This is a genomic window from Aminobacter sp. MSH1, assembly GCF_003071665.1.
Lineage (GTDB): Bacteria > Pseudomonadota > Alphaproteobacteria > Rhizobiales > Rhizobiaceae > Aminobacter > Aminobacter niigataensis.
Genome location: NZ_CP026265.1, coordinates 2,630,115 through 2,651,389 on the forward strand (window position 1 = coordinate 2,630,115; position 21,275 = coordinate 2,651,389).

Annotated in this window: 21 protein-coding genes; 13 read left to right on the forward strand and 8 right to left on the reverse strand. The window is 61.9% G+C overall.

All coding sequences use genetic code 11. The features are described from left to right. Positions 1-215 precede the first annotated feature (215 nt). The 12 genes from CO731_RS29510 (at position 216) to CO731_RS13100 (ending at position 11,487) form a co-directional block, all read left to right on the forward strand. Positions 216-515, forward strand: a complete 300-nt coding sequence (locus tag CO731_RS29510) for a dihydrodipicolinate synthase family protein (protein WP_256371667.1) — start codon at positions 216-218, stop codon at positions 513-515. Continuing rightward, positions 512-1,171 (forward strand): dihydrodipicolinate synthase family protein, encoded by a 660-nt coding sequence (locus CO731_RS13050; RefSeq protein WP_256371668.1) that lies wholly within the window; start codon positions 512-514, stop codon positions 1,169-1,171. The genes CO731_RS29510 and CO731_RS13050 overlap by 4 nt, the downstream gene beginning before the upstream one ends. Before the next feature lie 19 nt (positions 1,172-1,190). Continuing rightward, positions 1,191-1,739 (forward strand): 3-hydroxyanthranilate 3,4-dioxygenase, encoded by a 549-nt coding sequence (locus CO731_RS13055; protein ID WP_108607468.1) that lies wholly within the window; start codon positions 1,191-1,193, stop codon positions 1,737-1,739. Positions 1,740-1,820: 81 nt separating this feature from the next. After that, entirely contained in the window at positions 1,821-2,984 is a 1,164-nt protein-coding gene (locus tag CO731_RS13060) for an ABC transporter substrate-binding protein (RefSeq protein WP_108607469.1), read from the forward strand. 84 nt (positions 2,985-3,068) lie between these two features. Then, positions 3,069-3,983 (forward strand): branched-chain amino acid ABC transporter permease, encoded by a 915-nt coding sequence (locus CO731_RS13065; protein WP_108607470.1) that lies wholly within the window; start codon positions 3,069-3,071, stop codon positions 3,981-3,983. A gap of 2 nt (positions 3,984-3,985) precedes the next feature. Continuing rightward, complete coding sequence (locus CO731_RS13070) at positions 3,986-4,972, forward strand: branched-chain amino acid ABC transporter permease (protein ID WP_108607471.1); 987 nt, start codon at positions 3,986-3,988, stop codon at positions 4,970-4,972. Then, positions 4,969-5,724 (forward strand): ABC transporter ATP-binding protein, encoded by a 756-nt coding sequence (locus tag CO731_RS13075; RefSeq protein WP_108607472.1) that lies wholly within the window; start codon positions 4,969-4,971, stop codon positions 5,722-5,724. Before CO731_RS13070 ends, CO731_RS13075 begins: the two co-directional genes overlap by 4 nt. Continuing rightward, a complete protein-coding gene (locus CO731_RS13080) occupies positions 5,718-6,419 on the forward strand; it encodes an ABC transporter ATP-binding protein (protein WP_108607473.1) in 702 nt (233 codons plus the stop codon). The genes CO731_RS13075 and CO731_RS13080 overlap by 7 nt, the downstream gene beginning before the upstream one ends. Beyond that, a complete protein-coding gene (locus tag CO731_RS13085; RefSeq protein WP_108607474.1) occupies positions 6,406-7,212 on the forward strand; it encodes an aspartate dehydrogenase in 807 nt (268 codons plus the stop codon). Before CO731_RS13080 ends, CO731_RS13085 begins: the two co-directional genes overlap by 14 nt. A gap of 510 nt (positions 7,213-7,722) precedes the next feature. Further along, positions 7,723-9,150 (forward strand): NAD-dependent succinate-semialdehyde dehydrogenase, encoded by a 1,428-nt coding sequence (locus CO731_RS13090; RefSeq protein ID WP_108607475.1) that lies wholly within the window; start codon positions 7,723-7,725, stop codon positions 9,148-9,150. A 56-nt stretch (positions 9,151-9,206) separates the two neighbouring features. Continuing rightward, positions 9,207-10,493: a cytochrome P450 gene (locus CO731_RS13095; RefSeq protein ID WP_245439774.1), complete on the forward strand. Its 1,287-nt coding sequence runs from the start codon at positions 9,207-9,209 to the stop codon at positions 10,491-10,493. A 10-nt stretch (positions 10,494-10,503) separates the two neighbouring features. Then, complete coding sequence (locus CO731_RS13100) at positions 10,504-11,487, forward strand: PDR/VanB family oxidoreductase (protein ID WP_108607476.1); 984 nt, start codon at positions 10,504-10,506, stop codon at positions 11,485-11,487. A 249-nt stretch (positions 11,488-11,736) separates the two neighbouring features. Here CO731_RS13100 and uxuA read toward each other — a convergent pair whose 3' ends face one another. Then, complete coding sequence (gene uxuA / locus CO731_RS13105; protein ID WP_108607477.1) at positions 11,737-12,939, reverse strand: mannonate dehydratase; 1,203 nt, start codon at positions 12,937-12,939, stop codon at positions 11,737-11,739. 98 nt (positions 12,940-13,037) lie between these two features. Between uxuA and CO731_RS13110 the strand changes: the two genes are divergently transcribed. Beyond that, positions 13,038-14,636, forward strand: a complete 1,599-nt coding sequence (locus tag CO731_RS13110) for a PucR family transcriptional regulator (RefSeq protein WP_108607478.1) — start codon at positions 13,038-13,040, stop codon at positions 14,634-14,636. 35 nt (positions 14,637-14,671) lie between these two features. Here CO731_RS13110 and CO731_RS13115 read toward each other — a convergent pair whose 3' ends face one another. The 7 genes from CO731_RS13115 to CO731_RS13145 are packed head-to-tail and all read right to left on the reverse strand — an operon-like array spanning position 14,672 to position 21,209. Beyond that, positions 14,672-15,424 carry a fumarylacetoacetate hydrolase family protein gene (locus CO731_RS13115; RefSeq protein WP_108607479.1) on the reverse strand — a complete coding sequence of 251 codons (753 nt, stop codon included), beginning with the start codon at positions 15,422-15,424 and terminating at the stop codon, positions 14,672-14,674. Positions 15,425-15,442: 18 nt separating this feature from the next. Next, complete coding sequence (locus CO731_RS13120; RefSeq protein ID WP_108607480.1) at positions 15,443-16,255, reverse strand: sugar phosphate isomerase/epimerase family protein; 813 nt, start codon at positions 16,253-16,255, stop codon at positions 15,443-15,445. Next, positions 16,252-17,460, reverse strand: a complete 1,209-nt coding sequence (locus CO731_RS13125) for a UxaA family hydrolase (protein WP_108607481.1) — start codon at positions 17,458-17,460, stop codon at positions 16,252-16,254. The genes CO731_RS13120 and CO731_RS13125 overlap by 4 nt, the downstream gene beginning before the upstream one ends. Positions 17,461-17,478: 18 nt before the next feature. Further along, positions 17,479-17,766, reverse strand: coding sequence for a UxaA family hydrolase (locus tag CO731_RS13130; RefSeq protein ID WP_108607482.1), 288 nt, complete (start codon positions 17,764-17,766; stop codon positions 17,479-17,481). A 1-nt stretch (position 17,767) separates the two neighbouring features. Next, on the reverse strand, positions 17,768-19,396 hold the full coding sequence (locus CO731_RS13135) for an ABC transporter ATP-binding protein (RefSeq protein WP_108609818.1): 1,629 nt from the start codon (positions 19,394-19,396) through the stop codon (positions 17,768-17,770). Between the two features lie 5 nt (positions 19,397-19,401). Next, positions 19,402-20,214: an ABC transporter permease gene (locus tag CO731_RS13140; RefSeq protein ID WP_108609819.1), complete on the reverse strand. Its 813-nt coding sequence runs from the start codon at positions 20,212-20,214 to the stop codon at positions 19,402-19,404. 23 nt (positions 20,215-20,237) lie between these two features. Then, the gene (locus tag CO731_RS13145; RefSeq protein ID WP_108607483.1) at positions 20,238-21,209 is read right to left on the reverse strand and encodes an ABC transporter permease; all 972 of its coding nucleotides are present in this window, start codon (positions 21,207-21,209) and stop codon (positions 20,238-20,240) included. Positions 21,210-21,275 lie beyond the last annotated feature (66 nt).

The following is a 21,275-nucleotide window of genomic DNA, read 5'->3' on the forward strand; positions in this document are numbered from 1 at the left end:
TCCTATCCTTCATGAATATATACCGAATGTTCGCCTTCACACATGAAAAAAAATGGGGCCCGATGTCACAGGATTTGTCACGGCAGTGATTGAGGGGAGGAGATGTTTTTGGGCGGCCATGAGCACTGCCTGAGCCAGGTTTGCCGCGCCAGAACGGGCCACCCTCTTAGACAAGCACACTACCGTCCGGTGCCGGACGACGATGAGGAACGCATATGAAATACACTCGCAAGGATGCCAAGGCCCATTCCCGCGCCACAATGCGCGGCGTCTGGGCTGCCGCCAACACACCGTTCCATGCTGACGGCTCGATCCACGAGGACCTCTACCGCCGCAACGTAGATCACTGGATAAACGATCTTGGCATCGATGGGCTGTTCATCGCCGGCAAGCAGGGCGAGTTCTTCTCTATGTCCATCGACGAGCGCAAGCGCATGTTCGATCTGTCCGTCGAGATGGCTGGCGACAAGGCGCAGACCATCATGTCCTGCTCGGATCAGAACATGACGTGGTGATCGACCTTGCAAAGCACGCGCAAGCCTGCGGCGCCGACTACATCGTCGTTCATGCTCCGGTGTTGCATTTCCTGAAGGCACAGGACGAAACGCTAACCCGCTACTATGAAACCATCGCGTCGAAAGTGGACATCGGCATAGCGCTCTGGTCGCATCCCGACAGCGGCTACCTGATGAGCCCGGAACTGTGTAATCGCCTTGCCGATATCGAAACGGTCGTAGCGATCAAATATTCGGTGCCGCGAGACATGTACAAGAATCTGACCGCGCTTGCCGGCGATCGTATCCTTGTGTCGACAGCCTCCGAGGAGGAGTGGCTCGACAATATTCTCGAACTGAACTGGCAGCTTTATCTCTGCTCATCGCCGCCCTACACGCTGCAGACCAAGGCAGATCGGCGGATGCGCGACTACACCGATCTGGCCTTTGCCGGCAAGGCGGAAGAGGCGCGCGCAGTCAGCGCCAGTCTTCAGCCCGTTCGCGATGCGATCCGACGGACCCGTCCGGCAGAGAAGCTGCATTCCCATCAAAAATATTGGCAGGAACTTTTGGGCCAGGCCGGTGGTCCGGTGCGGCAGCCGCTCCTCGAATTGACCGAAGGACAGAAGCACCAAACCCGCGAGGCTTTCGAGGCCTGCGGACTGAAACTTGCCTGAGCCACCAGGAGAGGATGAGATGAGCAAACTGAGCGCCTTTAATCTGCAGAAATGGATCGACGAGCACAAGCATTTGCTGAAGCCGCCGGTCGGCAATCAGCAGATATGGAAGAATGCCGACCTGATGGTGACCATTGTCGGCGGGCCAAACAAGCGCACCGACTATCACGACGATCCGGTCGAGGAGTTCTTCTATCAGCTGAAGGGCGACATGCTTCTCAAGCTGCACGATACCTCGACCGGCGAATTCTACGACGTGCCGATCCGCGAAGGCGATATTTTCCTCCTGCCGCCCCATGTCCGCCACTCCCCGCAGCGCCCGCAGGAAGGCTCCATCGGCCTCGTGATCGAGCCCTCCCGTCCTGAAGGCGCGTTGGATGCGGTGGAATGGTACTGCTTCGAGTGCACGCATCTCGTGCATCGCGCCGAGGTCGATCTGGAATCGATCGTCGATGACCTGCCCCCGATCTACGCCAACTTCTACAACCACAAGGCGTTGCGCACATGCCCGAACTGCGGGGCGGTGCATCCGGGCAAGGAGCCGCCCGCAGGCTGGGTCCAGCTCTGACTATGACCTCCGACAGCACCGTTTCAATCGGGGCTGATAGGCAAAAGACTGACAATAACAAGCAACAGGGGACCTCGCATCGTGAAGAAGACCACTCTCGCATTCAGCCTCTTCGTGGGCCTTGCAACCTCGGCCCTTGCCCAAGAGCCGGTGAAGATCGGCGTCATCACCACACTTTCCGGCCCGGGTGGCTATCTCGGCAAGGACGTCCGCGACGGCATGCAGCTTGCCATCAACGAGGAAGGCGGCAAGCTCGGCGGCGTGCCGGTCGACCTTATCGTCGAGGATGACGCAGCCAAGCCGGCGAATGGCCGCCAAATTGCCGAAAAATTCATGAACGAGCAGGGCGTCAAGCTGCTGTCCGGCATCATCTTCTCGAACATCGCCGGCGCGACCGTGCCGGACATCGTCGACAATGGCGCCCTCTATATCAGCGCCAATGCCGGCCCTTCGGGTCTCGCCGGCAAGGAGTGCAATGAGAACTACTTCGTCGTCTCGTGGCAGAACGACACGCTGCACGAGGTGTCCGGCATAGCGGCCAAGGATCTCGGCTACAAACGCGCCTTCCTGCTGGCGCCGAACTACCAGGCCGGCAAGGACGCGCTCGAAGGTTTCAAGCGCACATTCAATGGCGAAATCATCGGCGAGATCTACACCCAGCTGGAGCAGACGGACTACTCGGCTGAAATGGCGCAGATCCGCGCCGCGGCACCCGACGTGGTCTATCAGTTCCATCCGGGCGGGCTCGGCATCGCCTTCGTGCGCCAGTACCAGCAGGCCGGTCTTCTGGGCAAATTCCCTATGGTGCTTTCGGAGGCCAACGCCGATGGCGTAATGCTGAAAGCCCTTGGTGACGCGGTGATCGGCCAGGTCGCTACCAGCCATTGGGCCGAGGACCTGGACAACGAGGCGAACAAGGCCTTCGTTTCGGGCTGGAAGGCCGCCTATCCCGACCGTCCGCTGACCACTTACGCATCGCAGGGTTATGACACCGCGAAGCTGATCGCCTCTGCTCTCAAGGCAACCGGCGGCGTCGACGACATCGATGCGGTCCGCACGGCGCTGAGAAAGGCAGATTTCGTCTCTGTCCGGGGCGATTTCGCGTTCGGCCCCAACCAGCATCCGGTGCAGGACTGGCACCTCCTGGAGGTGGTCAAAGGCGAGAATGGCGTGGCGACCACGGTGACCCGCAAGAAATTGGCGGAAGATATTGGCGACAGCTATTCGGCCGCCTGCAAGCTCTGACCTGCACCAGCCACCGAACCGGCCGAACTGGGTGCGCAAGCTGCGCATCCACGGATCGCATTACCCAGCGCAGGGCTTGCCGATATGACACTCATTCTCGAACAGCTTCTGAACGGTTTGCTTTACGGCATCACACTGTTCCTGCTGGCTGCCGGTCTGACCCTGATCTTCGGCATCATGGGCCTGATCAACCTCGCCCATGGCTCGCTTTACATGGTGGGTGCGTTTGTGGGGGCCTGGGTGGCCAGCCAGACAGGAAGCTTCTGGCTGGGCCTGCCTGCGGCGCTGGCCGGCGCCATGCTGGCCGGTTTTGCGATTGAACTGGGTGTCATGCGACGGCTGTATGCGCGCGACCACCTGGATCAGGTGCTAGCGACCTTTGCGCTGATCCTGATCTTCAACGAGCTCACCGTCCTGCTTTTCGGCCGTGAGCCGATGTTCGTCGAGCTTCCCGCCTCGATCGCAACGCCGATCGAGCTGCTGCCCGGCCTGGTTTATCCGCCCTTCCGTCTTTTGATCATCGCAGCCGGCCTTGGAGTGGCCCTGGGCTTGTATTTCCTGATCAATCGGACGCGCATCGGCATGCTCGTGCGCGCCGGCTCGACCAATCGCGACATGGTCCGCGCGCTCGGTGTTGATATCCGGCTGCTCTACACGATGATCTTCGGCCTTGGCGCGCTGCTCGCGGGACTGGCGGGTTTCATGACCAGTCCGGTGCTGGCGGTCCAGGTCGGCATGGGCGAGCAGATCCTGCTGGCAACCTTTGTCGTGGTGGTCATCGGCGGCGTTGGTTCGATCAAGGGCGCCTTCGTGGCCGGCATCCTGCTCGGCATCGTCGACACATGTCTGCGTGCATTCCTCCCCGGAGTGTTGCGCGAGATCATGGCCGGTCCGGAGGCTGACGCTCTGGGAGTCGGCATCGCATCCATGGGAATTTATCTGATGATGGGTATCGTGCTTCTGTTCCGGCCCCAGGGCCTGTTTCAGGCAGGCGGCTGAGCATGCGGCAACATCTTATCTTCATCGCAGCGGCGATCGTGTGCCTGTCCGTCCTGCCCTTGGTGGCAGAGGCGACGGGCCAGCTGGCGCTGGTCGGCCTGACGTCGCGCATCATGATCTATGCGATTGCAGCAGCCAGCCTGAACTTCATCCTTGGCTATGGCGGGATGGTTTCGTTTGGCCATGCGGCCTTCTTCGGTATCGGCAATTACGTGGTTGGCATCCTGTATTTCCACCATGCCGAGGGCGTGCCGCTCTGGGGCTTCATCCCCGGTTCCAACCAGCTTTTGATAACGCTGCCGACAGCGGTCCTCGTGGCTGGGTTCGCGGCGCTGGTCATTGGCTCGCTGGCCCTGCGCACCAGGGGCGTGCAATTCATCATGATCACGCTGGCGTTTGCGCAGATGCTCTATTTCTTTTTCGTCTCGCTCAAGACCTATGGCGGCGAGGACGGTGTCATCGTGCGGGGCGCCAATGATCTCTTCGCGCTGAGCCTGCGCGACAAGACAGCGATGTATTACGTCATCCTTGTCGTGATGGTGTTGTTCTTCGCATTTCTTTGGCGGGTCGTGCACTCCTCGTTCGGCACGGTCCTGTCGGGCATAAGGCAAAACGAACGACGGATGACCGCGATGGGCATCAGCTCCTATCGCTACAAGCTTTACGGCTTCGTCCTGGCCGGAATGGGCGCAGGCCTCGCCGGAGCTTTGATGGCGGTGTTCATGCGCTTTGCCAGCCCGGACACGCTCCATTGGACCAAGTCCGGCGAACTGCTGATCATGGTCATCCTCGGCGGTGTCGGCACTTTCTTCGGCCCAATCTTGGGGGCGGCGGCCTTCCTGATCCTGCAAACCTACCTCGCGGCCTGGACTGAGCACTGGCAGCTTGCCATGGGTCTGATCCTGCTGGGGATCGTGCTTGGCACCAAGGGTGGCGCCAAGGGTCTGTTCGACTCCATTGCCCGTAAGCTTCGGACGGAGCCAAGATGAACACCATCCTGGCAATCGACGATCTGGTGAAACGTTTCGCAGGTCTGACCGCGACAGATCATGTGTCGTTGAACGTGGCGACCGGGCATATCCATGCCTTGATCGGCCCCAACGGGGCCGGCAAGTCCACGCTGATCAACCTCCTCTGTGGCGAGCTGATCCCCAACGAGGGGCGGATAACGCTTCTGGGCGAAGACATTACCGCGTGTCCCGCCGCGGAGCGGATGAAGCGCGGCCTTGCGCGGACATTCCAGATCACGAACCTGCTGAACGATTTCACCGTGCAGCAAAACATCAGCCTGGCGGTGCAAGCGAGGCAGGGAAACAACTTTCGCATCCTCGATACCGCGCGAGGGCGTGTTTCCATCCTGACCGAAGTGGATGAACTTCTAGCTGCCAGCCGCCTCGAGCCGCGTCGCGATGTGGTGGCGGGCAACCTTTCGAGCGGCGAACGCAAGCAGCTCGAGCTAATGATGGCGCTTGCTGGCCGGCCGAAGCTCCTGCTTCTCGATGAGCCGATGGCGGGGCTCGGCCGTTTGGAAAGCCAGCAGATGATCGAGACCCTGCGAGGTCTCCGCGGCAAGGTCTCCATGCTCCTGATCGAGCACGACATGGAAGCGGTCTATGCGCTGGCCGACCGTATCTCGGTCCTGGTCTATGGGCGGGTGATCCTGACCGGGACCGCCGACGATATCCGGGCCAGCGATGAAGTGCGGGACGCCTATCTGGGGTTGGAGGACGAACTGTGTTGAAGGTGCAGGGGCTCCAGGCTGCCTATGACCATGGCCAGGTGCTGTTCGATGTAAGCTTCGAGGTCAATGAAGGCGAACTCGTCACATTGATGGGCCGCAACGGGATGGGCAAGACCACCACGATCCGCGCCATCATGGGCCTTGTTCCGCCTGCGGGCGGACGGATCGAGATCGGGGGTCACGAGACTACCGGATTTTCCCCGGAGCGGGTGGCGCGGCTTGGCGTTGGCCTCGTGCCCGAAGGAAGGCAGGTGTTCCCGACGCTCACCGTGCGCGAGAATCTGGTCGCGACCGCTGCCAACCGCTCGGGGCGTTCGGACCCTTGGACTCTCGAGAAAGTCTATGGACTTTTCCCTCGTCTGCGTGAGCGGACGAGCCAGATTGCAGGGACGCTCTCCGGCGGCGAACAGCAGATGCTGGCGGTTGGGCGTGCGCTGATGACCAATCCGCATCTTCTCATCCTCGACGAGGCGACCGAGGGGTTGGCCCCGGTGATCCGGCTGGAGATCTGGAACTGCATCACCCGATTGCGCGCGCTTGGCCAGTCGATCCTGTTGATCGACAAGAACTTGGCAGTGCTGAAGAAACTCGCGGACCGGCATTACATCATAGAAAAAGGCCACGTCGTCTGGTCCGGCACCGGCACCGATCTCACGCGCGACCATGACAAGGTGCATTCCTATGTCGGTGTCTGAGGATATCTGCCTCATCGGATGGGGCGCGATCGGTGCCCGGGTGGCAGCGCTCCTGGCCGAGCGACGGAGCCCGGTTCGTATCGTTGCCGTGGCGGTGCGTGATGCGAGCCGCAGTCGTCGGGACCTGCCCAAGGAAGCGGCTTTGATTTCCCATCCGGCGGAGCTGGCGGGTGTCAAAGCGAAACTCGCCGTCGAGGTCGCGGGGCGTGACAGCGTCCTGCCCTGGGGTCGCGTGGTGCTTGAGGCCGGGATGGACTTCGCCATTTCCTCGACCTCGGCCTTTGTCGATGATAGCGCGCTGGCCGAGCTGACAAAACTGGCCCAGGCTCGTGATGCAAAGCTTCTGGTGCCGCCGGGCGCCTTGGGCGGGATCGATGCGCTGGCTGCGGCTGCGCGGCTGGGCCTTGCCTCGGTAGAACACCGGATCATCAAACCGGCGCGAGCATGGGCCGGCACCATAGCCGAGAGCCGCTGCGACCTTGAGGCGCTAACCGAACCGACGGTGTTCTATGCGGACACTGCACGGGCAGCGGCCGATGCCTTTCCACAGAATGCGAACGTGGCGGTGATCACCTCGCTGGCGGGGATAGGTCTCGACCGGACACGGGTCTCGCTGGTTGCTGATCCGACCGCGCTTTTCAACACACATGAGATACACGCTGAAGGCGATTTCGGGCGGATGGAAATCCGACTGGAAAACCGCCCGCTGGCGACCAACCCGAAATCCTCGGAGATGACTGCGCTGAACCTGGTGAGGCTGATCGAGAACCGGGTGCTGCCGCTGCTGATCTGACCACACCTTGATATGGGGCCTGCTGCGGATCCGGTCACCGAGACATGGCCGTGCTTTCCAAGTCCATGAATGCGGACCGCAGCGCCCCCACTCACCTAGCGCCGCTCACGGCAAGATCATGAGCTAGCGACGGCCGCGATGTGGCCCGTGCGCGATACCCCCACCTACTGGCGCCGCCCCCTGCGCTCTGCCCGACATTGGCTCCTCAGGGGCGGCTGAAAGCGGCACGCACCTTGCCGATCGAACGTGCCTCATCGCACCGCCTGTTACCCGCGTGCAGGTCTTAGGCTGGCGCTGTTCCGTAAGGCGCATGGGAAAGAAGGGCGTGATGCAATGCATCTCCCATCCCGGTTCGCCACAACCAATTCATGTGAAAAATGACATAGATTTATATGAGTCTTGAGAATTGTCTCATGAGTGGGAAAGGGCGACTATTCTGCACGAACTGAAGCATCCATGGCTCGGGTTCATCGATTTCGAAAGCCGTCGAGTACATTAGGGACTATTTTCATGCAGATTTCCGATGTCCGTCTCTTCATCGGCGGCGAGTGGCGTAAGACCAAAGAAACGCTTCCCATCATCAACCCCGCCGACGAGCAAATGATCGGCACGGTCGCTGTGGCCGAGACCTCCGATCTCGAAGCCGCGGTAAACGCCGCTGCCGAAGGCTTCCGTGTCTGGTCCCGCACCTCGCCGGCCGGGCGCGCCCGCATCATGCTGAAGGCTGCGGCGCTGATGCGCGAGCGGATCGAAGAGATCGCCCTCTCGATTACCCTGGAGAACGGCAAGACCCTTAACGAAGCACGGCTTGAGGTAATCCGCGGCTGTGAATTCTTCGAATGGGACGCCGGCGAAGCGGTACGCTTCTACGGCAGGGTAATCCCGAGTGCGCCTGGCATCCGCTACATCGTGCTGCACGAGCCAATCGGCCCGGTAGCAGGTTTTGCGCCCTGGAATTTCCCGATGAGCCAGCCAGCGCGCAAGATTGCCGGGGCGTTGGCAGCGGGCTGCTCGATCATTCTGAAATCCTCGGAAGAGACGCCGACCGGCGCTACCCATATCGCCAGAGCGTTTGTCGATGCAGGACTTCCTGCCGGCGTTCTGAACCTGGTCTATGGCATCCCGTCGCGGATATCGGAGTTTCTGATTCCGCGTCCCGAAATCCGTGCGATCGCGTTTACCGGCTCGACGCCGGTCGGCAAGCATCTCACCGAGTTGGCGGCGCGCTACATGAAACCCGCGCTGATGGAACTGGGCGGCCATGCTCCGGTAGTCGTCTGCGAGGATGCCGATCCGGTCGCTGCCGGCATTGCTTCCGCCAGCCGAAAATATCGAAACGCTGGTCAGGTTTGCACGTCGCCGACGCGGTTCTTTGTGCATGAGGCGCTTTATGATCGCTTCGTCACCGCCTTCACCGAAACCGCTGCCAAGGTACGTGTTGGCAATGGGCTGGATCCCGAGACCACGATGGGTCCGGTGGCAAACAACCGCCGCATCGCTGCGCTGGAAGAACTGGTGGCGGACGCGCAGTCGCGCGGCGCACGCTTGCTCTTCGGCGGCAGCCGCCTCAAGAACAATGGATATTTCTTCCCACCGACGGCACTCGCCGATTTGCCCGACGATGCTCGGGTGATGTGTGAAGAACCCTTCGGTCCGCTGGCAGTGATCAATCCGGTTGTGTCGATCGAAGAGGCCATCGACAAGGCGAACAGCCTGCCCTTCGGGCTTGCCGCCTACGGCTTCACCAACTCGGTCGCAAATGCCGACAGGCTGATGAGTGGGCTCGAGGCCGGCAATATTTCGATCAACACGCTTGAGGCTTCGGTGGCCGAGACGCCCTTCGGGGGGGTCAAGGAAAGCGGCCTCGGGCGGGAGGGCGGTACCGAGGGACTGCATCATTATACGGTGGTCAAGAACGTCTCGTGCCGGATCCTTTGATCAGCGCGCAAGATTTGGTCACGGGGCCCTTTAGCGCGGATTAATTGGAAGAAGTTATGGAGCCGCGCTGGCTACTGATTGAGGGCCGCAACGAGGCCGGACAGGTGGAGTACGCCGAGAACCGGCGCGACAGGGAGAATAAAATGATCGATCGACCCGAAAGCGACGTGGATTTGTTCACGACCGAGGTCATGAAGGATCCTTATCCGGTCTATCGTATGTTGCGGGACCTTGGACCGGCGGTTTGGCTGACCAAGCACCAAGTCTGGTGCATCACCCGATATGAGGGGGTTAAGCGTGTGCTGGGCGACTACCGCACCTTCACCACTTCGAAGGGCGTGGCGATGGACCCTGCGGTGAACGAAGCGACCTCCGGTCCCGGCCGCGCCAATTCGCTGACCAGCGATCCCCCGTTGCATGACGAAATTCGCCGCGTCACAGGCGCGCCGCTGACGCCGCGGGCGCTGGCGGGGATCAAAGAGCAGATCGAGACCACCGCGCGTAATCTGGTCGACGATCTGTGCAAACGGCGCACGGTGGACGGTATGGTCGATGTGGCGCAAGTACTGCCGCTGACCATCGTCTCAGAAATGGTTGGCCTTCCAGAAGAGGGCAAGAAGTCGATGCTGCGTTGGGCGGCGGCGACCTTCAACGCTATGGGGCCGATGAACGAACTTGGTTCGGAGGCGCTGCCACAGATTCGCGAACTGCATCAGTTCTGTATCAACGATGCGGTACCGGGTAAGCTCAAGGCCGACGGCTGGGCCGATCGGATCTACCAAGCTGCGGCGCGGGGCGAGATTCCGGCACAACAATGCCCCGGCATGATGCGGGAATACATCGGCCCGAGCCTGGATACGACAATCTTTGCCACCGGCCATCTGCTGCGCCACCTGGGCGACAATCCGGATCAGTGGCAGCTTCTTAGAAACAATCGGTCGTTGCTGCCAGGTGCCATTAACGAGGCACTGCGGATGGAGGCGCCAATCCGGCTGTTTAGCCGCTATGTTCGCGCCGAATCGACGTTCGACGAAATCGTCATTCCGGAAGGCGCACGGCTTCTGGTGCTTTATGCCTCGGCCAACCGCGACGAGCGGAAATGGCAGGATCCGGACAGGTTCGACATCACGCGCAAGAACGGCGACCATGTGGCGTTCGGCTTCGGCATTCACACTTGCGCCGGCATGCACCTGGCCAAGCTGGAAATCACCTCGCTGCTGAACGCCATGCTCGACCGCATCGCGAGGTTTGAGGTCGGCGAACCAGTGATCTCGATGAACAACACACTGCGCGGATACGATCGTCTGCCGCTGACAATCTATCCGGCTGAAGTTGCGGTGTGAGGTAGTTGGCATGATCGAGGATAATACTATGCAGCGCGCCGATCCCGAATGGCAGCGCGTCCGCATCGCCGGCCGGGTCAAGGAATCGGAACGGATCATCTCCTTGGAACTGGTGGCTGCAAGCGGTGGCGATCTTGCGCCGTTCGAGGCTGGCGCGCATGTCGACGTGCGGATCAGCCCAACAACTACGCGGCAATATTCGCTTCTGAACAATCCTTCCGAGCGGCATCGGTACCGCATAGGAATCTTGCGCGAACGCGAGTCCCGCGGAGGGTCGGAAACGATCCACGGTTCCTTCTTGCCGGGGCTGGAAATCGAGGTCTCACCACCGCGAAACCATTTTCCGCTCAACCCGGATGCCAGCGAGGTTCTGTTGCTCGCTGGCGGTGTTGGTGTGACGCCGATCATGTCGATGGCACAGAAGCTTGCCGAAGATCGCGTACCCTTTACCATGCATTATTGTGTGCGGAGCGAAACGTGCACCGCTTTTGCCCGTGAATTGTTGGATGGACCATTCGGCGATCGGGTAGTCCTTCATATCGATACGGGACCCGAAGCGCAGCGGTTCTCCGCCATGGATGTTCTCAAGGGAGTGCGGCCGGGCTCGCATCTCTATGTCTGCGGTCCTGGAGGTTTCATCGACCACGTAGTGAAGATGGCGGCGTTCGCTGGATGGGAAGGGCACCAGATCCATCTTGAGCGCTTTACCGCCGCTCCTTTGGTCTCTGAGGCCTTTACAGTCGTGGCGCAGCGTAGCGGCATTGAGGTTCAGGTCTCTGTTGGCCAGCGCATTTCGGAGGCCCTGCGCGAGGCTGGCGTCGAGATCGAAATGTCCTGCGAGGCAGGTGTGTGCGGCACCTGTTACACGCAGGTGCTGGAAGGGGAGCCTGACCACAAGGACAGTTTCCAGACCAATGCCGAATTGGCTGCGAACGAGGGAATAGCAATCTGCTGCTCGGGCTCGAAGTCGCCTCGGCTGGTGCTTGATGTCTAAACATCGGCGAAGGTAGGGACGATCTCGCAGCAATGACATTCTGGGGGTGGATCGCAACAACTTCTAACTTACAAAGTTCGGGGCGGCGATCGAAGCGGTGTTGGAGGCTGTTGGGCCTGATGCCGGTTTTGTGGAGCGCAGTTAACCGAGACTAATTCTCGGCCCTGGTGCACCTCTGGCGAGTGAGCCATCGGAAGCCGATCGCCTTAGACTCCGGCTTCCACATTCCAGCGAACCTGAAGACGTTCTTCAGGAGCTCTTTCCGATCGCATGGATCATCCCACGCAATTCTGCCATTGCCTTGACCAGTCCGATAGGCGTGTATCCCGGTACGAAGTCCGCTCTTTCCTGATCGTAGAGGATTCGACAGGCGTGGTCTGCGCGGTAGGGGATCTCCCAGTCGGCAATGCCTTGCCTGCGCCTGCGTGCCTCTTCCGCCATCAGAAGCGTGAGAACATCGTGGAGGTCGAACGCGCCTGTGCCGCCCAGATGCTCAGCCTCGGTGAAGCTTCCGAATTCGTCACGGAAACATATGCGCCGGGGATGGGCATAAAAGATGCGCTGACCGAACTTGTCGATGAAATCCGTCAGTACATTGTCGCGCCTGCTGGCGAGAGAACCCGAGCAGAAGATCATGCCGGCGCGCGGCGACGACACGCCATCGAAGATTCTAGCAAAATCTTCCAGGGTGCTGGCGATGCGCGGCAGGCCGCACAATGGAATCGGCGGATCGTCGGGATGGATGGCGAACACCGCTCCCTCCGCCTCACACGTGCGCGCCACCTCGCCGAGGAACTCGATCAGGTTTTGCCGATAGGCTTCGGTTCCCACCTTTTGATAGGCATCGAGCAATGAATGGAACTCGCCGCTGCCATATTGTCCGGGACCGCCTGGCAGGCCGCGCGTAAGCATGGTCAGCAACTCCTGCCACCGTTGCGCTGGTGTTTCGAGATGGCGCCGGCGGGCCGCCGCGGCGAGTTCCGGATCGATCTCCTCCTCGGCGCCGGGCCGCTTCAGCAGATGGATGTCGAACACCGCAAAATCGACAGCATCGAAGCCCAACGCCTCGGCGCCGCTTTCAAGCCTTGCGTCCAGCCCGGTCCGAACCCAATCGAGCAGCGGTATCACGGTGAAGTTGATACGGCGTACGCCCGCTTGCGCCAGCCGCCGCACTGTCTCCTGGAAATTTGCGGTCAGCCTCGCACTGCTCTGGCGGCCCAGCTTGATGTCGTCGTGAATGGCGATGCCGCCGAGCGTATCCCATTCCAGCGGTGTGTGCCCGGCGGGAGCGGTCTGGACAAGTCTCTTCAACTCGTCGATAGCATCTGCCTCCCACAGGCATCCAGGTGGCAGGTGGGACAGGCTGGCTTCGATGCTGGTCGCACCCGACTGGTGTATCCAGTCGATCGTCATCGGATCCTGTGGACCGAACCACCGCCATGTTGCGCGCATCGAGTTGTTTCCTCCCTTACTGAAATGAATTTTTGGACCGCTGAAAGAAAAAGTTGCACCATGGCGCGCACGCCCGAAGTAATCCCTGCCGAGGCTCCATGCTGAGCCTGCGCGAAATACTGGATTGGGAAATCCTCTCCGGCCACACGGTCATAGCCGGCACAGGCTCCCTGGCCGTCGATGTCCGGTCGGTCACCGTCATCGACGCTCCTGACGCGGTGAACTGGGTAAAGCCGCACGAATTCGTCGTGACCAGCACCTATCCGGTCCAGCAAAGCCCGGATGCGCTGGTTGTCCTGATCGAACAGCTCGCAGCGCGCAATGCCGCGGGTCTTGGCGTCAAGCTGACGAGGTACCTGCGCGAATTTCCCGACAACGCTTACCGCCGCGCCGAGGAGCTTGGATTTCCGATCATTTCCCTGCCGGGACCGCTGGCGTGGAGCGATCTGATCGGCAGGGTATTTTCCCATGGCGGTCAGCAACAGGGCAAGGAAGCGGCTTATCTCAGCGCCATCTACCGCGCCTTTTCGCAGCATCGGACGGGCATTGGCTCGCTGCGCGAGCTGTTCGAACTGGTGGCCGGCTTCATCAATCTGCCGGTGGTCCTTGCCCTTGAAAATGAAGCGGGCTTGCAGCTCGAAAGTCGGGGGGTCACGGCGGCGGAGGCTGAAATGCTGGCGGAGGCCCTCATCGAGGGTGCGGCGACGGGTGCCCAGCCGGACGACGTACCTCTGCGCATGACGGTTGCTGGCACGAAGGTCGTGGTGGCGCGTTCGGGAATGGGGGCGAACGGCGGCGGCATGGTGGCTGTCGTCGAGCGCGAACTGAGCGCTTCCGAGCCCGACCTCGAGTGCTTGCGCCTCTCCGTGCACCTCCTGCTGACGCTGGTGGACGCCAACGCCGGCACGCGCGCCAATCTTGCGAGCAATGCGAAACTGCTCGGCGATCTGCTTGATCCCATGCTTTCGCGCGAAGCCAGGAATGTTCTCATTGCCAAGGCTCTGCCTCCGGCAAATGGATGGCATGCGGTGGTTGCCCGCATTTTTGATGCCGATACGCTCGATGGCGCACTGTTCAGGCTGCGCCTGCGCCAGTTTTCGCGGCGCCACAAGGCGTTGTTGCTCGAGGAAGAAGATGGCAGCGAGTACGTCATTGCCGTGCCGGTGCCAGGAGCCGATCCCCGTTCCAGCGAAGCCGTGGTGCGCGAACTGCATCAGGTTTTCGAGCGGCAACTCGAACAGGCCGATGGCCTTCTCTATGGTCTTGGCCAGTCCGGACCGGCGGACCTGTCCGAGGTAGCTATCCTGCGGCGTGAGGCCAGGGAAGCAATGACTTTCGGCATCAGGCTGAACGGCTTCAATCGCATCAGCCGGCACGAGGACATGCTGCTGCTGCGGCTGCTCGCGCATCCCTCCGTCATCGAGGAAAGCCGCCCTGGCTTCCTGCGACTTCTCGAACCGCTGCTGGCCATGGGCGAGCAGGGGGCGACGCTCATGGAAACGATGAAGGTATGGCTGCGGGAGGATGAAAGCATGCCTCGCACCGCCGAGCTTCTGGGTCTCCATGTCAACACGGTCCGCCAGAGGCTGGAGCGATGCCGCTCGGTGCTCGGGCTGACCGATTTCAGGACCGACACGCGGCTTCGCCTTTACGCCGCACTGCAGCTTCTTCCCATGCTGACGAACGCAGAGGGCTGAAGCAGAAACCTTCCTGCCAGCCCTCCGCGCTGTGCTCATTGGACGACGTTTTCCAGAGTTCCGATGCCCGAGATCGCGACCTCGATCCGGTCGCCAGACTGCATCGGGCTCACTCCCGAAGGGGTTCCGGTGATGATGACGTCGCCCGGCTCCAGCGTCATGATCGAGCTGACGAACTCGATGATGAAGGACGTCGGGAAAATCATGTCTGCCGTGGTCGAGTCCTGCCGGACTACCCCGTTCTGGAGGAGACGGATGCTCTGGGCATCAGGGTTCAGATCCGTTTCGATCCATGGTCCCATGGGCTTGTAGGTGTCGAACGACTTGGCCCGCGTGAATTGCTTGTCCTTGAGCTGGAGGTTGCGGTTCGAAACGTCGTTGGCGCAGGTGTAACCCAAAACGACCGACGCAGCCTCGGCTGCCGGAACGTTGCGGGCGCGTTTCTTGATGACAATGGCAAGCTCGGCCTCGAACTCGACGCGCTGCTCGTGACTGTCCAGAACGATGGCCTCGCCGGGGCCGATGATCGCCTGCGGCGAGCACATGAACAGCATCGGTTCGTCGGGCAGCGGCAGGCCGGATTCACGGGCGTGCAGGACGTAGTTGAGCCCGACGCAGACCAGTTTTCCCGGCTTCACCGGAGCAAGAAGCTTGACCGCGGCAAGCGGCAGGGCATCCGCCGACGGCACAATCTCGCCGAAAGGACCGTCGGGCAGGGTGCGCACCCCATCGTTGTCGAGCAGGCCCCAATGCTCGGCGCTGTTATGGGCAAAGCGTACGATCTTCATAACTATGTCCTGTGTGGGTCAGTGCTTGTCGTAATGTCCATTCAGCCAGCGGATGGACTGCGCCATCGCCGTCTCGGCGTCGGGAACCTGGAAATGCTCGGCGGTGATCCAGCCGTCGTAGCCGATCGCGTCGAGGTCGTTCAGGGCGGCGGCGATATCCCAGTCGCCATGGCCGACGGCCCGGCGCTCGCTGTCGCAGACATGGTAGTGCCAGAACAGGTCGCCAGCCTTCCGAAGGCTGTCGCGATGCACTTCCCCTTGGATGGTGATGTGGGCCAGATCGAGCATCAGGCCGATGTTCGCCCGCTCAAGGCCTCGCACGAAACGCACGGCTTCGGCCGTGCCCATCAGGAAGTTTGCATATTGATGGTTGACGGGCTCCAGAACGATGGACGTATCGGGGCGCGCGTCCGCGGCCGCCTGCATCCCCTCGATGACCCACGCTTCGGTCTGGCCGCGCGCGATCCCGTCGAGATAGCGACCGCGCATGCGCCCGACATTGACCATGGCACCGAAGCGTGCCGCCAGGTCCATGGCCGCGATCATTCGCTCCAGCGTCTCGGCCCGGCGTGCCGGATCGGGGTCGGCAAGGGAGAGCTTGTCCTCGCCGTAGACTTCACCCGTGCATATGGCCGGCATGGCGAGGCCCGCATCTGCAAGCTGACGCTCGATCAGGCCATGATCGAGGGCGCGGGGATCGCGCACGAGGAGCTCGACGCCGTCATAACCTAGTTCGCGGATTCGGGCGAAACAGGCCGAAGCGTCGCCCTGTATCGCGGTGACCCGTGCCGGCGCCACTTCCGGAGTGGCGTACATGTAAGCGAGCTTCATTGCATGAAACTCAGGTCGTTGCGCTTGACCATCTCCGCATGGATCACTTCCTTGCGCAGCACGCTGACATTGGGGATGGCGAACTCCTGTATGTGGAAATATTCGGCCTTGCCTTTTTCGCCGCGCGCGGTGCGCATCACGAGATCGACCAGTTCCTCCCCGACCTGGCGCAGCGATTTCGTGCCCTCCAGAATGTCGCCTGCGCTGATGTCGATGTCGTCGGGCATCTCGCGGAAGACGCGGTTGTTGGAGCTTACCTTCAGAACGGGGGCGATGGCCGAACCCGAAGGCGTGCCCTTTCCAGTGGTGAAGAGCACCATGTGGGCGCCACCGATGATCTTGCCGGTCACCGACGATATGTCATAGCCGGGCGTGTCCATGATGATGACGCCCTTCTCGTGAGGTTGCTGGCCGTAGTCGACGACCTCGGTGATCGGGCGCGTGCCGGCCTTGTAGATGCAGCCGAGCGACTTTTCCTCGATCGTCGTCAGCCCTCCCTCGATGTTTCCGGGCGAGATGAACACGCCGCTGTCGTCCTCGGTGCTCATCGACAGCTCGATCTCGTAGGCCTTGATGCGGCGCATGAGTTCGTCGCGCACCTCGGGCGTCTTGCCGCGGCGATAAAGGACGCTTTCGGCGCCGACCATTTCGGTGAGCTCCGACAGGATGACCGTTCCGCCTGCGTCGACGATGATGTCGGCGGCCTCGCCCACGGCTGGGTTGGCCGTGAGCCCGGAGAAGGCATCCGAAGAGCCACATTCGAGGGCAATGATGAGTTCGGATAGATCGCCTTCGTCCGTCGGCTGTACCGCCAGCTCGGCCGTCATGCGTTCCACGATCTCTACCCCGGCGTCGGAGGTCGTGCGCGAGCCGCCGGCTTTCTGGACGACCAGCCGCTCGACCGGTCGCCCCGATGCCTTGATGGCATCGAACACTTTCGAGCCGGATGCGGTTTCGCAGCCGAGGCTCACCACCAGCACCGCACCGACATTCGGGTGCACGCCATGGCCGATGAAGGCCTCTTCGGTGGTGCGGTTCTCTTCCGCGTCGAAGGTGCAGCCATAGGGATGCATGAATGTCGCGGCACCGGTGCGGTTGGAAATGTCCATCGCGACACGGTTGACGCAGGCCACTGTGGGGATGACCAGCACATGGTTTCGGATGCCGATGCGGCCGTCTGGCCGACGATAGCCTTGGAACTTCATGACAGCGCTCCTTTCAGCCTATGAATGGCGCCGGGCCTTGACGCCCCAGCAGTTGTGCGTGTGAACATGACCGCCCTCGGCTATGTCCGCCGTCGCTTCGCCGATGACCTCGCCGTATTTCAGGATTTGCTCATGTTCCTGGATCGGCCGGATTGCGAGCTTGTGGCCCGCCGGCATGTCGTTGCGCGCGATGATCTCGCGGGTTTTCCCCTGTCCGGTGATCAGGACTGCATCGCCGGCCGCGACTGGCCCGGTCAGCGTCGCGACATGATCCTGCGCGCGTATAAGAATTGCCGTTACGGGCATCTCAGGACATCTCCATTGAAGCTTCGTTGAAAAGGGTCGGGATCGCGGCCAGAAGCTGCTTGGTGTAGTCGTGACACGGTGAGGACAGTACCTGCGATCCCGTTCCGGTCTCGACGATCTGGCCGTGCTGCATCACCGCGATGCGATCGCACATACGCGCTGCGACCCTGAGGTCGTGGGTGATGAAGAGCATGGCGAAATCGAGTTTCTTCTGAAGCTCCTCGAACAGGTCGAGCACCTGCGCCTGAACCGACACATCGAGCGCCGACACGGGTTCGTCCGCGACGATGAGGACCGGGTCCATCGCCAGCGCCCTGGCGATCCCGACGCGCTGGCGTTGTCCGCCGGAAAATTCATGCGGATAGCGGTTGGCCGCATCTGGCTTGATGCCGACCAGTTCCAGCAATTCGCGGGCACGGCGCCAGGCCGCGTCGCGTGCAACGCCCTGCGTCATGGGACCGATGGCGATCGATTGCCCGATGCTCATCTTCGGATTGAGCGACGAGAAGGGGTCCTGGAAGATCATCTGCACACGTCCGCCACGATGGCCCTTCATCGCGCGGTGCCGGTTCAGCTCCTCGTCGGCAAAGACGAGGCTGCCGCCGTCGGGGGCTTCCAGCCCGACCACGCATCGTCCCAGCGTGGATTTGCCGGAGCCGGATTCGCCGACGATCCCGAGCGTCGAGCCCCGTTCGAGCGTGAAGCTGACACCCTTCAGGGCTTCCAGCTTGCGTTGCGCCTTGAACAGCCCCGACGACAGGAAGTAGGTCCGCTGGAGGTCCTTGGCTTCAAGCAGCGGCCTGGCCGCATTCTCGGGGCGAGGCGCCGCCGTTCCGGTGGGAATGGCCTCGATGAGCTGGCGGGTGTAGGCGGAGGCGGGGTTGCTCAGCACCTCGCGCGCCGGACCCTGTTCCTCGATGACGCCATTGCGCATGACGATGACGTCGTCGGCGATCTCGGAGACCACGCCGAAATCATGGGTGATGAAGAGCACGCCCGTTCCACGCCGCTCGCGCAGCGAAGCGATCAGCTTGAGGATCTGCGCCTGGGTTGTGACATCCAGCGCGGTGGTCGGCTCGTCGCAGATCAGCAGGCGCGGCTCGAGCATCATCGCGCAGGCAATCACCACGCGCTGGCGCTGCCCGCCCGAGAGACGGAAAGGGTAGCTCTCATAGAGCTCCTCCACCCGCGGCAGTCCAACGTCACTCAAGGCGGCAAGGGCACGGCGGCGACGTTCGGCGGCTGGCAGGGGCAAATGGACTTCCAGCACTTCTTCCAGCTGTGCCCCGATCTTCATCAGCGGGTTCAAGGCGGCCATCGGCTCCTGGAAGACCATGCCGATCTCGCGGCCGCGCAAGGCGCGCATTCCCGCCTCGTCGAGTTTGAGAAGATCGAGCTCGCCGAAATGGATCGATCCGGCTTTCGCCTCCAGATGCGGACGTGGCAGCAGACCCATGATGGCATCGGCAACGGTGGATTTGCCGGAGCCGGACTCACCCACGATGCAGACCGTGCGGCCCGGCATGAGGTCGAAGGATGCGCCCGAGACCGCGAGCTGGCGATCCGAGCCCTTGGGCAGCGAGATGTCGAGCCCCTGGACCCTGAGCAATGGAGTGGCGTCGGTCGACATGGCCATCACCTGTTGCGCGAATGGATGTTGAGAGCGTCATTGAGCGCTTCGCCCAATACGTTCAGCGCCAGCACGGTTATGGCGATGGCAAGCCCCGGGAAGGTTGCCATCCACCATGCCTGGCGCAGAACCGTGCGCGAGGCGCCGATCATGAAGCCCCAGCTCATCTGGTTGGGATCGCCAAGGCCGAGGAAGCTGAGGCTCGACTCCAGCAGGATGGCGGTCGCCACCATCAGAGAGCCCATGACGATGATGGGAGAGGCCACGTTGGGCAGAATCTGCCGGAACATGATGGCGAGCGCGCTTTGGCCCTGAAGCTTGGCCGCCAGCACGAAATCGCGGCTTCGCAGCGACAGGAACTCCGCCCGCACGAGCCGCGCGACCGGCGGCCAGGAGACGATGCCGATCGCCATGACGATGGAGCCCACGGAAGGTTGCAGGACGGCGACAAGAACCAGCGCCAGCGCGAAGCTTGGCACGACCTGGAATATCTCGGTGAAGCGCATCAGCGCGCTGTCGACGTGGCCGCCGCCATAGCCGGCGATTGCGCCTATGACGACACCAATGAAGACCGAGACAACCGTCGAAACCAGCCCGATCAGCAGCGAGACCCGGCCGCCCCACACCAGGCCCGCGAGAATGTCGCGGCCGGTGGTGTCGGTTCCGAAGGGAAAGCGCATGTCGGTCATCGGCGGCAGGAAGGGGCGTCCGCCCATTGCCCAGGGTCCACGCGGAAACAGCAGCGGCGCCAGCAAAGATATGGCGATGATGCCGAAGATGACGATCAGGCCGATCCACACTTCCGTGCGGGTGAACATGCGGCGAAGGACGGAGTTCGCGATCACAGTGCAATCCTCGGATCGATCACGGTGTAGATGAGGTCCGTGATGATGTTGAAGACGATGGCCAGCGCCGCCGCGACCAGGAAGGCGCCGAGCAGCAGGTTGTAGTCGCGTTGCAGCAGCGCATCGAACATCAGCCTGCCGATGCCGGGCCAGGCGAAGACGGTTTCGGTCATGATAGCGCCACCTACCATGTTGCCGGCCTGCAGCCCGGCAAGCGTCACCACCGGCAAAAGCGCGTTGCGCAAGACGTGGCGGAACTGGATCCGCGTTTCGCCGGCACCTTTTGCGCGTGCGGTCTTGACGAAGGCCATCTGTGCCATCGCCATCATGTTGGCGCGGGTCATGCGGGTGTAGACGGCGATGTAGAAGAAGGAGAGCGCCAGCGTCGGCAGGATGAGATGCTTGGCGACATCCAGTGCGGCAGCCGTGCCGGTAAGGTTGGCGCCGACGGAGCTGTAGCCGAAGGCGGGCAGCCAGCCGAGGTGAATCGAAAAGACCAGAACCGCCATCAAGGCGAGCCAGTACATGGGCGCGGCGTAGAAGATGAGCGCGGCAAAGCCGATCGCCCGGTCGACCCAGCCGCCGGGTCGGCGGCTGGCGAGCACGCCCAGCCCCACCCCGACAACCAGCGAAAACACGAAGGCGCAGACCGTCAGCAACAGGGTTGCGGGCAGCCGGTCGGCAATCAGTTGCGCAACCGTTTCCTGCTGGCGGTAGGAAAAGCCGAGGTCGAGCGTGCCAATGCGCGAGATGTAGGTCCACCACTGCACGAGAAGCGGCTGATCGAGCCCGTACTGGATGCGCAATGCGTCCAGGAACCGCTTGTCGACCGCGCCCGCTTCGCCCGCCATCACGGCGACGGGATCGCCCGGCGCGGCGCGGATCAACAGGAAATTCAGGGTGGCTATGACAAAGAGCGCAACCACGCCCTGCACGATGCGCCCCAACAGAAATTTCAGACGGTTCACACTCTTCGCCCCTGAACAAAACCTCATGGCAGCCCGGGAATGCCGGGCTGCCAACTGACGCTGTTT

Excerpts from the sequence above, each read along its gene's own strand:
- CO731_RS29510 (WP_256371667.1), top strand. The coding sequence starts at position 216 with ATGAAATACACTCGCAAGGATGCCAAGGCCCATTCCCGCGCCACAATG.
- CO731_RS13055 (WP_108607468.1), top strand. The coding sequence starts at position 1,191 with ATGAGCAAACTGAGCGCCTTTAATCTGCAGAAATGGATCGACGAGCAC.
- CO731_RS13065 (WP_108607470.1), top strand. The coding sequence starts at position 3,069 with ATGACACTCATTCTCGAACAGCTTCTGAACGGTTTGCTTTACGGCATC.
- CO731_RS13070 (WP_108607471.1), top strand. The coding sequence starts at position 3,986 with ATGCGGCAACATCTTATCTTCATCGCAGCGGCGATCGTGTGCCTGTCC.
- CO731_RS13075 (WP_108607472.1), top strand. The coding sequence starts at position 4,969 with ATGAACACCATCCTGGCAATCGACGATCTGGTGAAACGTTTCGCAGGT.
- CO731_RS13085 (WP_108607474.1), top strand. The coding sequence starts at position 6,406 with ATGTCGGTGTCTGAGGATATCTGCCTCATCGGATGGGGCGCGATCGGT.
- CO731_RS13090 (WP_108607475.1), top strand. The coding sequence starts at position 7,723 with ATGCAGATTTCCGATGTCCGTCTCTTCATCGGCGGCGAGTGGCGTAAG.
- CO731_RS13095 (WP_245439774.1), top strand. The coding sequence starts at position 9,207 with ATGGAGCCGCGCTGGCTACTGATTGAGGGCCGCAACGAGGCCGGACAG.
- CO731_RS13100 (WP_108607476.1), top strand. The coding sequence starts at position 10,504 with ATGATCGAGGATAATACTATGCAGCGCGCCGATCCCGAATGGCAGCGC.
- uxuA (WP_108607477.1), bottom strand. The coding sequence starts at position 12,939 with ATGCGCGCAACATGGCGGTGGTTCGGTCCACAGGATCCGATGACGATC.
- CO731_RS13110 (WP_108607478.1), top strand. The coding sequence starts at position 13,038 with ATGCTGAGCCTGCGCGAAATACTGGATTGGGAAATCCTCTCCGGCCAC.
- CO731_RS13115 (WP_108607479.1), bottom strand. The coding sequence starts at position 15,424 with ATGAAGATCGTACGCTTTGCCCATAACAGCGCCGAGCATTGGGGCCTG.
- CO731_RS13120 (WP_108607480.1), bottom strand. The coding sequence starts at position 16,255 with ATGAAGCTCGCTTACATGTACGCCACTCCGGAAGTGGCGCCGGCACGG.
- CO731_RS13125 (WP_108607481.1), bottom strand. The coding sequence starts at position 17,460 with ATGAAGTTCCAAGGCTATCGTCGGCCAGACGGCCGCATCGGCATCCGA.
- CO731_RS13130 (WP_108607482.1), bottom strand. The coding sequence starts at position 17,766 with ATGCCCGTAACGGCAATTCTTATACGCGCGCAGGATCATGTCGCGACG.
- CO731_RS13135 (WP_108609818.1), bottom strand. The coding sequence starts at position 19,396 with ATGTCGACCGACGCCACTCCATTGCTCAGGGTCCAGGGGCTCGACATC.
- CO731_RS13140 (WP_108609819.1), bottom strand. The coding sequence starts at position 20,214 with ATGTTCACCCGCACGGAAGTGTGGATCGGCCTGATCGTCATCTTCGGC.